This window comes from Leifsonia sp. 1010 (assembly GCF_031455295.1).
Taxonomy (GTDB): Bacteria; Actinomycetota; Actinomycetes; order Actinomycetales; family Microbacteriaceae; genus Leifsonia.
In genome coordinates, this window is sequence record NZ_JAVDSL010000003.1 from 239,037 (window position 1) to 252,254 (window position 13,218).

Below are 13,218 nucleotides of genomic sequence, written 5' to 3' on the forward strand. Positions count from 1 at the left end.
GCAGCAGCAAGGTGAGGCTCTTGGCTACTTCTGAACAGCACCCCTGGGGACGTGTCGACGACACCGGCACCGTGTACGTCCGCGAGGGCGACGGCGAACGCGTCGTCGGCGAGTACCCCGACGGTACGGCGGAGGAGGCGCTCGCGTACTTCGAGCGCAAGTACACCGATCTCGCCGGGCAGGTCGGGCTGCTGGAGCAGCGTGCGCGGCGGGGAGCCCCCGCGAGTGACGTCGCCAAGTCCGTCGCCAACCTGCGGTCGGCCGTCGAGGGCGCGAACGCGGTCGGTGATCTCGCATCCCTCCTGACGCGCCTGGATGCACTGGGCGGCACCGTGGAGGAGCTCACCGAGCAGCAGAGCGCCGAGGCGAAGGCTGCGCTCGAGGCCGCAATCGCCGAGCGCACCGCGATCGTGGAGCAGGCGGAGGCCCTCGCGGCGCAGGACCCGGCGCGGACGCAGTGGAAGACGACGAGCGCCGAGCTCGACGCCCTTTTCGCGCGGTGGCAGGCGCACCAGCACGACGGCCCGCGCATCCCGAAGAACGAGGCGAACGAGCTGTGGAAGCGGTTCCGTGCCGCCCGCTCGACGATCGAGCACAACCGCAAGGCGTTCTTCGCCGAGCTGGACACGCAGCACCGCGACGTGCGCAACCGCAAGAACGCGCTCATCGAGGAGGCCGAGAAGCTCATCCCGCTCGGTGCGGACGGCGTGCCGGAGTACCGCCGCCTGCTCGACCAGTGGAAGGCCGCAGGCCGCGCGGGCAAGAAGAACGACGACGCGCTGTGGGCGCGCTTCAAGGCCGCGGGCGACGCGATCTACTCGGCGAAGGCCGAAGTGGATGCGCGCGACAGCGCCGAGTACGAGGCGAACCTCCAGCAGAAGCTCGCGCTCCTCGACGAGGCCGAGCCGCTGCTCAAGGCCACCGACCGAGAGACGGCTCGCGCGCAGCTGCTGTCGATCCAGGAGCGCTGGGACCAGATCGGCCGCGTGCCGCGCGAGCAGGTGCGGCCGATCGAAGACCGCCTCCGCCGGGTCGAGGCCGCTGTCCGCCGCCTCGACGAAGAGCACTGGGAGAAGAACAACCCCGAGAAGAAGGCTCGCTCCGAAGGACTGGCCAGCCAGCTCAACGCTGCCATCGCGAAGCTGGAGCAAGAGCTCGCGGATGCGCAGGCCACCGGCGACAGCGCCAAGGTGAAGGCGGCGCAGGAGGCCCTCGACGCGCGCAAGATCTGGCTCGACGCGCTCGGTTGATCGGTCGTGACGACGCGGCGGCGGTGATTTCGCCGCCGAGTCGCAGTTCTCCACAGCGAGCCTGAGGAAGACGTTCTCCACCGTTCCGCGGACGGCGGCCCGACCGGCGCCGTCCCGGACGAGGCTGGAGACATGAACACGATCTCCGCTCCCTTGCTCGACGCCGACATCCTGCCCGTGGTCGAGCTGCTCTCCCTCTGTCTCGACGGTCACCTGTTCCGCGTCGGTGACGCTTTCGCCCCGGCCGACGCCGTCGACGGGCCGGCGTTGCGGTCGCAGGCGTTCGCCCGCACAGCGCCCGGCTGGGCCGTCGCCGATCGTGGATCGGCGGCCTGGATCCACGGCACACGCGCCATGGCGCCACCGGTGCCGCAGGTTTGCGTCCCGCCTCGTCGCCGGGGAGGGGCCCTCTCCCCCGCTGTCGACACGTCGCACCGCCTGCTGGGCGATGACGAGACCGTCGTCTACGACGGAGTGCGGGTGACGAGCCCGTTGCGCACGGCCGTCGACCTGCTGTGCTCCGGCACACGATTCGGCGACGGCGAGGCGCTCGAAGTCCGGCACCTCCTGCTGCTCGCCGACGTCTCCCCCGCAGAACTTGACGACCGGCTGCGGAGCAGTCGCCAGAAGGGATGCGGCCTGGCGCGGCAGCGGTTGCCCGCCGTGGCGCGCGCCCGAGTTCCGCTCGCGACCGCAGCTGCGGTCGGTTCCACGGTCGGTTCTGCGGCCGGCTCGGCCGTCGGCCCGCCGGTCAGCCGCCGCTGACGCGGTACACGTCGTAGACCGCGTCGATGCGGCGCACCGCGTTGAGGACGCGGTCGAGGTGGGTGGTGTCTCCCATCTCGAAGACGAAGCGGCTGAGCGCCAGTCGGTCACTGGAGGTGGTCACCGTGGCGGAAAGGATATTGACGTGATGCTCGGACAGCACGCGAGTGACATCGCTGAGGAGCCCGGAGCGGTCGAGCGCTTCGACCTGGATCTGCACGAGGAAGACGCTCTTGGAGCTCGGCGCCCACTCGACCTCGATCATGCGATCGGGCTCCTGCAGCAGCGACTGCACGTTGTGGCAGTTCGCCTGGTGCACCGAGACGCCCTGACCGCGGGTGATGAACCCGACGATCGGGTCGCCCGGCACGGGCGTGCAGCACTTCGCCAGCTTGACGAGGATGTCGGGGGCACCGCGGACGAGAACGCCGGAGTCGCTGTTGCGCAGCTGACGGCGGCCCTTGACCGGGATCTCGAGCTCGCCGTCCGACTCGACCTCCGTCTGCAGCGAGGCGACGATCTTCTCGATGACCGACTGGGTGGAGACATGCCCCTCACCGACGGCCGCGTACAGGGCAGAGACGTCCGGGTACTTGAGCGAGGAGGCGACCTCGACCAGGGCGTCCTGCGTCATCAGTTTCTGAAGCGGCAGGTTCTGCTTGCGCATCGCGCGCGCGATCGCATCCTTGCCCTGCTCGATCGCCTCGTCGCGACGCTCCTTGGTGAACCACTGGCGGATCTTGTTGCGCGCACGGGGGCTCTTGACGAAGTTGAGCCAGTCTTGACTCGGCCCCGAGTCCGGGTTCTTCGAGGTGAAGATCTCGACGACGTCACCTGTGTTGAGGCTGCTCTCCAGCGGGACGAGGCGGCCGTTCACCTTCGCGCCCATCGTCCGGTGGCCGACCTCCGTGTGAACGGCGTACGCGAAGTCGACCGGGGTCGCGCCGGCGGGAAGGCCGATCACGCGTCCCTTCGGCGTGAAGACGTAAACCTCCTTCGCGCCGATCTCGAAGCGGAGCGAGTCGAGGAACTCGCTCGGGTCGGCGGTCTCCGCCTGCCAGTCCGAGATGTGGGCGAGCCAGGCCAGGTCGGTGTCCACCTTCGCGGGGCCGCCCGAGCTCTTGCCGGTGGTCTGCTCCTTGTACTTCCAGTGCGCGGCGACACCGAACTCGGCACGCTGGTGCATCTCCTCGGTGCGGATCTGGATCTCGACCGGGCGGCCCTGCGGACCGATCACGGTCGTGTGGAGCGACTGGTACAGGTTGAACTTCGGCGTCGCGATGTAGTCCTTGAAGCGCCCGGGCATCGGGGTCCAGCGCGCGTGGATCTGTCCGAGTACGGCGTAGCAGTCGCGCACCGTGTTGACGAGCACGCGGATGCCGACGAGGTCGTAGATGTCGTCGAACTCGCGGCCCCGGACCACCATCTTCTGGTAGATCGAGTAGTACTGCTTGGGCCGGCCGACGACCTTGCCGCGGATCTTGGCGGACTTCAGGTCGTCGTTGATGGCGTCGATGACCTGCTGCACCAGGCGCTCGCGCTCCGGGGTGCGCTGCTTCACGAGACTCTCGATCTCTGCGTACAGCTTGGGGTAGAGCACCGCGAACGACAGGTCTTCGAGCTCCCACTTGATCGCCTGGATTCCGAGACGGTGCGCGAGCGGTGCGTAGATCTCGAGGGTCTCGGTCGCCTTGCGCGTCGCCGATGCGGCCGGGACGAACCCCCACGTGCGCGCGTTGTGCAGGCGGTCGGCGAGCTTGATGATCAGCACCCGGATGTCCTTCGACATCGCGACGATCATCTTCCGGACGGTCTCGGCCTGGGCGCTGTCGCCGTACTTGACCTTGTCGAGCTTGGTGACGCCGTCGACCAGCATCGCGATCTCGTCGCCGAACTGGTCCCGCAACTCGTCGAGGGTGTACTCGGTGTCCTCGACCGTGTCGTGCAGGAGCGCGGCTGCGATGGTCTTGGCGCCGATGCCCAGGTCGGCGATGATCTGCGCGACGGCGACGGGATGCGTGATGTACGGCTCGCCCGAACGACGCTTCTGGCCGCGGTGCGCCCGCTCCGCGACGGAGTACGCGCGCTCGATCAACGACAGGTCGGCCTTCGGGTGGTGCATCCGCACCGTACGCATCAGCGTCTCGACAGCACCGCCGGACGGCTGCGCTCGCGAGAAGATGCGCGGCACCAGACGGCGCAGGGAAGCGCTCTGCGATGTCGTCGTATCAACCATTCGCGCGCCTCCTGTCGTCCATTATGACCGCTCCGGAACACCGTTCTGTCACGGTGCGGGATCTCGGTCTTAGACGATCGCTCCTGGCGTACCGTCGTCGCGCAGGACGGGACCGCCCTCGGCGTGCCAGGCGCTCATCCCGCCCGCGACGTTGGCGACCGGATAGTTGGCCTCGATGAGCGCATCGGTGACCATTCGCGACCGGGCCCCGCTCCGGCAGATGACCAGCAGCTGCTGGTCCTCCGGAAGTTCATGCTGCCGCTCCCCCAGCTCACCGAGGGGGATGTGGTGCGCGCCGGGAGCATGCCCGGCCTCCCACTCGAACGGCTCGCGCACGTCGAGCAGCCACGCGTCACCCGCGTCGGTCAGCTCGCGCGCACGCGCGACGGAGATCTCGTCCTCGGGGAGGAAAGGCGTCTGCGGGGCGGCGTCGGTCATCCGGCCAGGCTACTCCGCGGCCGCTGCGACAGCGTCGGCCTTGACTTCGGCCTTCGGTCGGATCGACAGCACCTTCTGGTCGTGCTTCCGGATCGCCGGCTCCTTCTCACGGAACTGCGAGTACATCGGCGCGGCCAGGAAGATGGTCGAGTAGGTGCCGACGATGATGCCGATCAGCAGCGCGAGCGAGATGTCGCGCAGCGTCGCCGCACCGAGCGCGTAGGCACCGATGAACAGGATGGACGCGACAGGAAGCACCGCGACGACCGCCGTGTTGATCGACCGCACCAGGGTCTGGTTGACCGCCAGATTCACTGACTCGGCGAACGTGCGTCGGGTCAGCTCCATCTCCTCCTTGGTGTTCTCGCGGATCTTGTCGAACACCACGACGGTGTCGTACAGCGAGTAGCCGAGGATGGTCAGGAAGCCGATCATGGTCGCCGGCGACACCTCGAACCCGACGAGCGCATACACGCCCGCCGTGATGATGAGGTCGTGGAACAGCGAGATGATCGCGGCGGCGGACATCTTCCAGGTGCGGAAGTAGAGCGCCATGGCGATGAAGGCCAGCAGCAGGAACACCACGAGGCCCTGGATGGACTGCTGCGTCACATCCGCACCCCACGACGGCCCGATGAAGGTCGCGGAGACCTCCGAGGCGTCGACGTCGTACGCCTTCGCCAGCGCATCCGAGACATCGCGCGTCTGCGTCTCCGACAGCTGGTCGGTCTGCACGCGCACGGCGTTGTCGCCGACCACGCTGACGTGCGAGACGGCGCTCGGCACGACACTGCTGACAGCATCCTGCGCCTTGCCGGTGTCGGTGCTCGACACGTCGCTCACCTGGAACTGCGAACCGCCGCGGAACTCGATCGAGAAGTTGAATCCGCCGCGGACGATCGGCACGAGGATCGAGAGCACGACCATGACGGCCGCGATCGAGTACCAGATCTTGCGGCGGCCGACGAAGTCGATCGACCGCGCGCCGGTGTAGAGGTCGTTACCGAATTGCACGAGACGGCTGGCCATCAGGAGTCCTTCCCCTCGGTCGATCGATCCGAGGACGTCGAGGCGCCGGCGAGCTCTGCCGCCTTGCGCTCGGCGATCGTCTGGCGGCGAGCCGCCTCCTTGCCCGCTCGCGCGGCCGTTCCCGCCTTGACGGCTGCCGTCGGAGCCCGGAACTGCGCAGCACCCCGGTACACGGCGCCGAGCGCCTGCGGGTCGAGGCCGGACAGCGGGTGACCGGAGCTGAAGAAGCGCGTCCGCGCGAGCAGCTGCAGCGTCGGGTGGGTGAAGAGCAGCACGACGATGACGTCGATGATGGTCGTGAGTCCGAGCGTGAACGCGAACCCGCGCACGTTCGCCGCCGCGAGCACGTACAGCACGACGGCCGCGAGGAGGTTGGTGGCCTTCGACGCGTAGATCGTCCGGCGGGCGCGTCCCCAGCCGGCCTCCACGGCGGATTCGAGACCCCTCCCGTCGCGCAACTCGTCGCGGATGCGTTCGAAGTACACGATGAAGGAGTCGGCCGTGAAGCCGATCGCGACGATCAGACCCGCGACACCCGCGAGGGAGAGCCGGTAGTCGTAGTGCCACGAGAGCAGCGAGATCGTCAGCCATGTCAGCACGCCGGCCACGACCAGGGAGAAGATCGTGACGAGACCGAGCAGACGGTACTGGAAGAACGTGTAGATGGCGACCAGGATGAGGCCGATCAGACCCGCGATCAGACCGGCGAGCAGCTGGGCGGTACCGAGGGTCGCCGAGATGGTGTCCTGGCTCTGCACCTTGAAGCTGAACGGCAGCGCGCCGAACTTCAGCTGATCGGCGAGGGCCTTCGCGGTCGTCTCGGTGAAGTTACCGGTGATCTGCGGCTTGCCGTCCGTGATCGCGGCCTGCGTCGTCGGCGCGGAGATCACCTTGCCGTCGAGCACGATCGCGAACTGGTTCTGCGATCCCTGGAGGCCGACGAGGCGCGTCGTGACGTCGGAGAAGGCCTTCGTGCCCGCTCCGTTGAAGATGATGTTGACGGCCCACCGGCCGGTCGTCACGCCCTGCGAGCTCTGCACGAGCCCGGCGTTCGCGTCGCTGATGTCCTGACCCTTGACCTCGACCGGACCCAGCAGGTACTTGACCGTGTTCTGGTCGTCACACGTGATCAGCGGCTGGTCCGTCGGCGCGGAGCTCGTCGTCTTGTTCTTGTTGGCCTTGCAGTCGTAGGCGTTGAAGTCGGCCTGCAGCTTCGGCGTCACCCAGGCGAGGTCGCTGCCGTTCGTCGGCTTCGTCGACGGGGTCGCCTGCAGGCCGGGCGCCGGCGACGGTGCCGGGGTGGCCTTGCCGTCCGCACCCACGACCTCGTTGGTCGGCCCGCCGGCGATGAGCACCGGGCGGAAGTCGAGACGTGCGCTCGACTTCACGCGGTCGAGCGTCGCCTGGTCCGGCTTGCCGGGCAGCGAGACGACGATGTTCTTCGAGCCCTCGGTGGAGATCTGCGCCTCGGACACGCCCGACGCGTCGATGCGCTGCCGGATGATCGACACCGCCTGGTCGAGCTGCTGCTGCTGCACCGACTGGCCGTTCTCGACCTGCGGGGCGAGGATGATCTGCGTTCCCCCCTCGAGGTCGAGGGCGAGCTTCGGCAGCCAGGTGGCATTGCTGAACAGGACGCCTGCCGTGAGGGTGCCGAGGAGCACCACCACGATGACGCCGAGCCACGTCAGCGAACGCCAGGCTTTCTTGACCGGGGTCGACTTTGCCACCAGGAACTCAGCTTTCTACGAGCGCTCCGACGCCGCGTGGGCGCCGGAGCACAGGGGATGTGTCAGTCGTCGCTCTTCGAGCCGGGCTTCTTGGGCGAGTCGTCGAGACGCTCGCCGTACTCCGGCGTCGTGGAGTCGGACGCGTCGTGGGTGATCGCGTGGTCCTCGTTGAGCTCGACACCGGTCGCCTCGGCGTCGTCGCTCGTGGCCTCCGCGTTCGTGGGCTCGACGACGCGGGCGAGCACCTGGCGGTGCACCTTGACGACGTGGCCGGGGCTCGTCTCGATGGTGGCGGTGTTGTCGTCCTCGTTGACGGACAGGAGCGTGCCGTAGAGACCGAAGTTGGTCATGACCTCGGCGCCGGGCACCATCTTCGAACGCGTCTCCTCCTGCTCCTTGCGCCGCTTGCGGCTGTTCCGGAACATGAAGAACACGAGGGCCGCCAGGATGACGACCATCAGGATGGTCAACGGGTCAAAGACCATGAAGCTGCCGAACCTTTCGATGGGGGCAAGGGGGTTGGCCGAACGGCCAGCTTGGATTATATGTCATCGACGAGCGTCGGAGGCTGGGAGGAATCCCGCCGCGGGCTCGGAATTCCGAGATGACGCCATGCCGCAGCGGTCGCCATGCGGCCGCGAGGCGTTCGGGAGAGCAGCCCGATGCGCACGAGGAACGGCTCGACGACCGACTCGATCGTCTCCGCCTCCTCCCCGACGGAGACGGCCAGTGTGTTCAACCCCACCGGTCCGCCGTCGAAGCGTTCGAGGATGATCTGCAGCACCGCGCGGTCGAGGCGGTCGAGGCCGAGCGGGTCGACATCGTAGAGCTCGAGCGCCGCGCGCACCGCGTTGACGTCGGCCCGGCCGCCGTGGACGAGCGCGTAGTCGCGCACCCGGCGCAGCAGCCGGTTGGCGATGCGCGGCGTCCCGCGGCAGCGCCCGGCGATCTCGGCCAGCGCCTCCCGGTCGACCTCGAAGTCGAGCATCGTCGCCGCTCGGGTGAGTACCTGGGTCAGCTCGGCCTCGTCGTAGAACTCGAGGTGCGCGGTGAAGCCGAATCGGTCGCGCAGCGGGTTCGGCAGGAGGCCCGACCGGGTCGTCGCGCCGACCAGCGTGAACGGGGCCAGATCGAGCGGGATGGACGTGGCGCCCGCGCCCTTTCCGACCATGATGTCGATGCGGAAGTCCTCCATCGCAAGGTACAGCATCTCTTCCGCCGAGCGGGCCATGCGGTGGATCTCGTCGATGAAGAGCACCTCGCCCGGCGTGAGCGACGACAGCAGCGCCGCGAGGTCGCCTGCGTGCTGGATGGCCGGACCGCTGGAGAGGCGCAGCGGCCGCTCGCTCTCGTGCGCGACGATCATCGCGAGCGTCGTCTTTCCCAGGCCTGGGGGGCCGGCGAGCAGGATGTGGTCGGCCGTCCGCTCCTGCATCCTCGCCGCGGTGAGCAGCAACTGGAGCTGGCCGCGCACCTTCGCCTGCCCGACGAACTCGGACAGCGTGCGCGGCCGCAGGGCTCCCTCGAAGGCGAGCTCGGTCTCCGACTCGAGCTCCGGGGTGGTCAGATCGTCGCTCATCGCGCCGGTCCGAGCCGCGAGAGGGTGAGGCGCAGGAGGGACTGGACGCTGTCGCGCTCCTTCTCCTCGGTCTCGGCCGTCACCTCGGCGACCGCCTCTGCGGCGACGCGCTCCGGCCAGCCGAGCCCGACGAGGGCGACGAGCACGCTGTCGCCGACCGACGACGGGGCTCGGGATGCCTTCACCGCGGGCGCCGGACGGCGGACGGCGGTGAGCTTGCCGGCCAGGGAGACGACGATGAGCTTTGCGGTCTTGGGCCCGATCCCGGACACCTTGCGGAAGGGGGCGTCGTCGTCGGCTGCCACCGCGGTGGCGATGTCGTCCGGCGACAGCACGGACAGCACGCCGATGGCCGACTTGGGACCGACGCCCGACACGCCGTTGAGAAGCTCGAACACCTCCAGCTGCTCCCGGTCGGCGAACCCGAACAGCTGCAGGGCGTCCTCCCGGACGATGAGCGAGGTGTGCAGGAAGGTCTCTTCACCCACGCGCAGAGACAGCACGTGGTCGGGCGTCAGCTGCAGGGCGAAGCCGACGCCGCCCACCTCGACGACGGCGGTGCCGCCGCTCGCCGAGAGCACGGTACCGCGGAGGGAGGAGATCACCGTGCAAGCCTACGGGGCACCGCCGACGTGCGGCTGGAGCGCTCCGCGGCGCGCCACGCCTGCTGCGCGGGGGTGAGCGCGGTGTCCGTCGCTCCCCCGGCGTCGGCCGCCACCGGGCCGCCGCGCCAGGCGTGGCAGATGGCGATCGCGAGGGCGTCCGCCGCATCCGCCGGCTTCGGCGCCTCCGCGAGCCCGAGGATGCGCGCGACCATCGCCTGGACCTGCCGCTTGTCCGCGGAGCCGTAGCCGGTGATCGCCGCCTTCACCTCGCTCGGCGTGTGCAGCGCGACCGGGAGGCCGCGCTTCGCCGCCGAGTGCAGGGCGACGCCGCTGACCTGCGCGGTTCCCATCACGGTGCGCAGGTTGTGCTGTGCGAACACGCGCTCGATCGCGACGACGGCGGGCAGGTGCTCGTCGAGCAGGCGCTCGATGCCGGTGCCGACCGCGAGGAGCCGCTCCTCCAGGGCCATGCCCGGCGGGGTGCGGATGACCGTCACATCCACCAACGTGGCGCGACGGTCCGCCTGCACGTCGACGATCCCGACACCGCAGCGCGTCAGACCCGGGTCGATGCCGAGCACCCGGATCGTCACGGCCGCGACCTACTCGTCGTCTTCGTCGAGCTGTGCCTGCACCTCAGGGCTGATGTCGAGATTCGTGTACACGTTCTGCACGTCGTCGGAGTCCTCGAGGGCGTCGATGAGACGGAACACCTTGCGGGCCACCTCGGCGTCGGCCTCGACGTTGACGGTCGCCACGAACTCGGCGTCGGCCGAGTCGTAGTCGATGCCGGCCTCCTGCAGCGCGGTGCGCGCCGCGACCAGGTCGGAGGCCTCGGTCAGCACCTCGAAGCTCTCGCCCCGGTCGGTGACCTCCTCCGCGCCTGCGTCGAGCACGGCGGCGAGGACCGTGTCCTCATCCACACCGTCGGCGTGCGGCACGACGATGACGCCCTTGCGGTGGAAGTTGTAGGCGACGCTGCCCGGGTCGGCCATGGTGCCGCCGTTGCGGGTCATCGCGGTCCGGACCTCGGCCGCCGCACGGTTCTTGTTCTCGGTGAGGCACTCGATCAGCAGGGCGACGCCGCCGGGGCCGTAGCCCTCGTACATGATCGTCGTGTAGTCGATCGACTCGCCGGTGAGGCCGGCGCCGCGCTTGATGGCGCGGTCGATGTTGTCGTTCGGGACCGAGGTCTTCTTGGCCTTCTGGACCGCATCCACGAGCGTGGGGTTACCCGACAGGTCGGCACCGCCGGTCTTCGCCGCCACCTCGATGTTCTTGATCAGCTTCGCGAAGGACTTCGCGCGGCGGGCGTCGATCACCGCCTTCTTGTGCTTGGTCGTTGCCCACTTGGAATGCCCGGACACTGGTGCTCCCTCGTCTCACGTCTGAAGATCCTGACCATTGTAGGACGACTGCCCGCCCCGCTCCCGCACGACGCCCGCTACGGGAGCAACTTGCCCGGTGACAGCCGGGCGTCCGCGACGATCCGGTCGGCGGTGTCGGCCGCGGACGACGCCGGACCGATCAGCTGCTCCGGCATCCACCCGGCCGGCCCGCGCAACGGGTCGCTCCCCGCCCACCACTGCCGCAACTCGTCCTCCCCGAACGACCCGGCCTTCGCCCGCGTCGCATGCCGTGCGACGGTCTCCTCGAACGGGAGGTCGAAGGCGTAGAACCACGACTCCACACCGGGGAGGCTGCGGAGCCGCTCGATGACGTCTCCATAGCGCGCCGACGTGAGGATGCCCTCCAGCACCACCGCGGGAGCGGCCGCGAGCGCCGCTCGGGTCAGCGCCTCGATCAGCCCGGCGTTCGCGCCATCGTCGGTCATGCGTCGGCCGAGGACGGTCCGCCCGAGGTAGTCCTGCTCGACCAGCGCGATCCCCGTGCCCAACCGATCGCGCAGCAGGCGGGCGACGGTCGACTTGCCCGAGCCCGACGGCCCGCGCAGCACGATCAGTTTCACGCGGCGCGCAGGGAGCCGGCGGCGCGAACCTTGCCGAGGAAGTACTCGTGGAAGCGGGTGTCGCCGGTGATCTCGGGGTGGAACGACGTACCGAGCAGGTTGCCCTGCTCGACCGCGACCACACGGCCGTCGGCGACGCGGGCGAGCGGAGTCGCCTTCTCGCCGACGCTCTCGACGATGGGCGCGCGGATGAACACCGCGTGCATCGGCTCATCGCCGACCGCCGGGATGTCGAGGTCGGTCTCGAACGAGTCCACCTGCGAGCCGAACGCGTTGCGCCGCACCGACACGTCCAGGCCGCCCAGGCTCTGCTGACCGGTGATGCCGTCGAGGATGCGGTCGGCGAGCATGATCAGCCCGGCGCACGTCCCGTACACGGGCAGACCGTCGGAGATGGCCTGGCGCAACGGCTCCGCGACGCCGAATGCGCGGGAGAGCTTGTCCATGACGCTGGACTCGCCGCCCGGGATCACCAGGCCGTCGATCTCCTCCAGCTCGGACGCTCGGCGTACGGGCACGGCGTCGGCGCCCAGGCCACGCAGGACCGCGATGTGCTCGCGGAAATCCCCCTGCAGGGCGAGGACGCCGACCCGCGTCGTCGTTCCGGTCACGCTTACCAGCCGCGCTCGGCCAGACGGTGCGGAGCGGGGAGGTCGCCGACGTTGATGCCGACCATGGCCTCGCCGAGACCGCGGGAGACCTCCGCGATCACCTTCGGGTCGTCGTAGAACGTGGTCGCCTTGACGATCGCCGCTGCGCGCTGCTCCGGGTTGCCGGACTTGAAGATGCCCGAGCCGACGAACACGCCGTCCGCTCCCAGCTGCATCATCATCGCCGCGTCGGCCGGGGTGGCCACGCCGCCTGCGGTGAACAGAACGACCGGGAGCTTGCCCGTCTCGGCGATCTCGGCCACCAGCTCGTACGGTGCCTGCAGCTCCTTGGCCGCGACGTACAGCTCGTCCTTGGTCATGGACTTCAGAGCGTTGATCTCGGAGGTGATCTTGCGGATGTGCTTGGTCGCCTCGGAGACGTCGCCGGTGCCGGCCTCGCCCTTCGAGCGGATCATCGCCGCGCCCTCGTTGATGCGACGGAGCGCCTCGCCCAGGTTCGTCGCGCCGCACACGAACGGCACGGTGAAGCGCCACTTGTCGATGTGGTTGACGTAGTCCGCGGGCGAGAGCACCTCGGACTCGTCGATGTAGTCGACGTCGAGCGCCTCCAGCACCTGGGCCTCGACGAAGTGGCCGATGCGGGCCTTCGCCATGACGGGGATGGACACCTCGGCGATGATGGCCTCGATCAGGTCCGGGTCGCTCATCCTGGCCACGCCGCCCTGGGCGCGGATGTCGGCGGGAACGCGCTCCAGCGCCATGACGGCGACCGCGCCGGCGTCCTCGGCGATGCGGGCCTGCTCGGGGGTGACGACGTCCATGATGACGCCGCCCTTCAGCATCTCGGCGAGGCCGCGCTTGACCCGGCTCGATCCGGTCGCGCTGCCCTGTACGTTGTCTGTCATCATCGCCCTCTCGTGCGGAACAAAGAATGTTTTGGCCTATGCCGAACGATAGCATCCCGCCCGCGGCTGGATAGACTCGACCGCGGGACCACCGGCGGGGA

General features: G+C 69.1%; 14 protein-coding genes. 2 read left to right on the forward strand and 12 right to left on the reverse strand.

The window, feature by feature from the left end:
• Window positions 1–20: 20 nt before the first annotated feature.
• Both J2Y42_RS14705 and J2Y42_RS14710 read left to right on the forward strand, forming a co-directional pair.
• Complete coding sequence (locus J2Y42_RS14705) at window positions 21–1,250, forward strand: DUF349 domain-containing protein (RefSeq protein WP_309860011.1); 1,230 nt, start codon at window positions 21–23, stop codon at window positions 1,248–1,250.
• Window positions 1,251–1,382: 132 nt separating this feature from the next.
• Complete coding sequence (locus tag J2Y42_RS14710) at window positions 1,383–2,015, forward strand: type IV toxin-antitoxin system AbiEi family antitoxin (RefSeq protein WP_309860012.1); 633 nt, start codon at window positions 1,383–1,385, stop codon at window positions 2,013–2,015.
• Here the strand turns inward: J2Y42_RS14710 and J2Y42_RS14715 are convergent.
• The 12 genes from J2Y42_RS14715 to pdxS form a co-directional block, all read right to left on the reverse strand.
• Window positions 2,002–4,251 carry a bifunctional (p)ppGpp synthetase/guanosine-3',5'-bis(diphosphate) 3'-pyrophosphohydrolase gene (locus J2Y42_RS14715; protein WP_309860014.1) on the reverse strand — a complete coding sequence of 750 codons (2,250 nt, stop codon included), beginning with the start codon at window positions 4,249–4,251 and terminating at the stop codon, window positions 2,002–2,004. The two genes, J2Y42_RS14710 and J2Y42_RS14715, sit on opposite strands and share 14 nt — an antisense overlap.
• A gap of 69 nt (window positions 4,252–4,320) precedes the next feature.
• Complete coding sequence (locus J2Y42_RS14720) at window positions 4,321–4,689, reverse strand: rhodanese-like domain-containing protein (RefSeq protein WP_309860015.1); 369 nt, start codon at window positions 4,687–4,689, stop codon at window positions 4,321–4,323.
• A gap of 9 nt (window positions 4,690–4,698) precedes the next feature.
• Window positions 4,699–5,718 (reverse strand): protein translocase subunit SecF, encoded by a 1,020-nt coding sequence (gene secF, locus J2Y42_RS14725; RefSeq protein WP_309860017.1) that lies wholly within the window; start codon window positions 5,716–5,718, stop codon window positions 4,699–4,701.
• Window positions 5,718–7,448 carry a protein translocase subunit SecD gene (gene secD / locus J2Y42_RS14730; protein WP_309860019.1) on the reverse strand — a complete coding sequence of 577 codons (1,731 nt, stop codon included), beginning with the start codon at window positions 7,446–7,448 and terminating at the stop codon, window positions 5,718–5,720. The genes secF and secD overlap by 1 nt, the downstream gene beginning before the upstream one ends.
• Before the next feature lie 62 nt (window positions 7,449–7,510).
• On the reverse strand, window positions 7,511–7,933 hold the full coding sequence (gene yajC, locus J2Y42_RS14735; protein WP_309860021.1) for a preprotein translocase subunit YajC: 423 nt from the start codon (window positions 7,931–7,933) through the stop codon (window positions 7,511–7,513).
• A 56-nt stretch (window positions 7,934–7,989) separates the two neighbouring features.
• Window positions 7,990–9,027 (reverse strand): Holliday junction branch migration DNA helicase RuvB, encoded by a 1,038-nt coding sequence (ruvB, locus tag J2Y42_RS14740; protein ID WP_018191236.1) that lies wholly within the window; start codon window positions 9,025–9,027, stop codon window positions 7,990–7,992.
• On the reverse strand, window positions 9,024–9,632 hold the full coding sequence (gene ruvA, locus J2Y42_RS14745; protein ID WP_309860024.1) for a Holliday junction branch migration protein RuvA: 609 nt from the start codon (window positions 9,630–9,632) through the stop codon (window positions 9,024–9,026). The genes ruvB and ruvA overlap by 4 nt, the downstream gene beginning before the upstream one ends.
• Window positions 9,629–10,219, reverse strand: a complete 591-nt coding sequence (gene ruvC, locus J2Y42_RS14750) for a crossover junction endodeoxyribonuclease RuvC (RefSeq protein WP_309860365.1) — start codon at window positions 10,217–10,219, stop codon at window positions 9,629–9,631. Before ruvC ends, ruvA begins: the two co-directional genes overlap by 4 nt.
• 15 nt (window positions 10,220–10,234) lie before the next feature.
• Window positions 10,235–10,999: a YebC/PmpR family DNA-binding transcriptional regulator gene (locus tag J2Y42_RS14755; RefSeq protein WP_158864487.1), complete on the reverse strand. Its 765-nt coding sequence runs from the start codon at window positions 10,997–10,999 to the stop codon at window positions 10,235–10,237.
• Window positions 11,000–11,076: 77 nt separating this feature from the next.
• Window positions 11,077–11,601 (reverse strand): AAA family ATPase, encoded by a 525-nt coding sequence (locus J2Y42_RS14760; RefSeq protein ID WP_309860027.1) that lies wholly within the window; start codon window positions 11,599–11,601, stop codon window positions 11,077–11,079.
• Entirely contained in the window at window positions 11,598–12,212 is a 615-nt protein-coding gene (gene pdxT / locus J2Y42_RS14765) for a pyridoxal 5'-phosphate synthase glutaminase subunit PdxT (RefSeq protein WP_309860029.1), read from the reverse strand. Before pdxT ends, J2Y42_RS14760 begins: the two co-directional genes overlap by 4 nt.
• 2 nt (window positions 12,213–12,214) lie before the next feature.
• A complete protein-coding gene (gene pdxS / locus J2Y42_RS14770) occupies window positions 12,215–13,120 on the reverse strand; it encodes a pyridoxal 5'-phosphate synthase lyase subunit PdxS (protein WP_018191241.1) in 906 nt (301 codons plus the stop codon).
• Window positions 13,121–13,218: the final 98 nt, after the last annotated feature.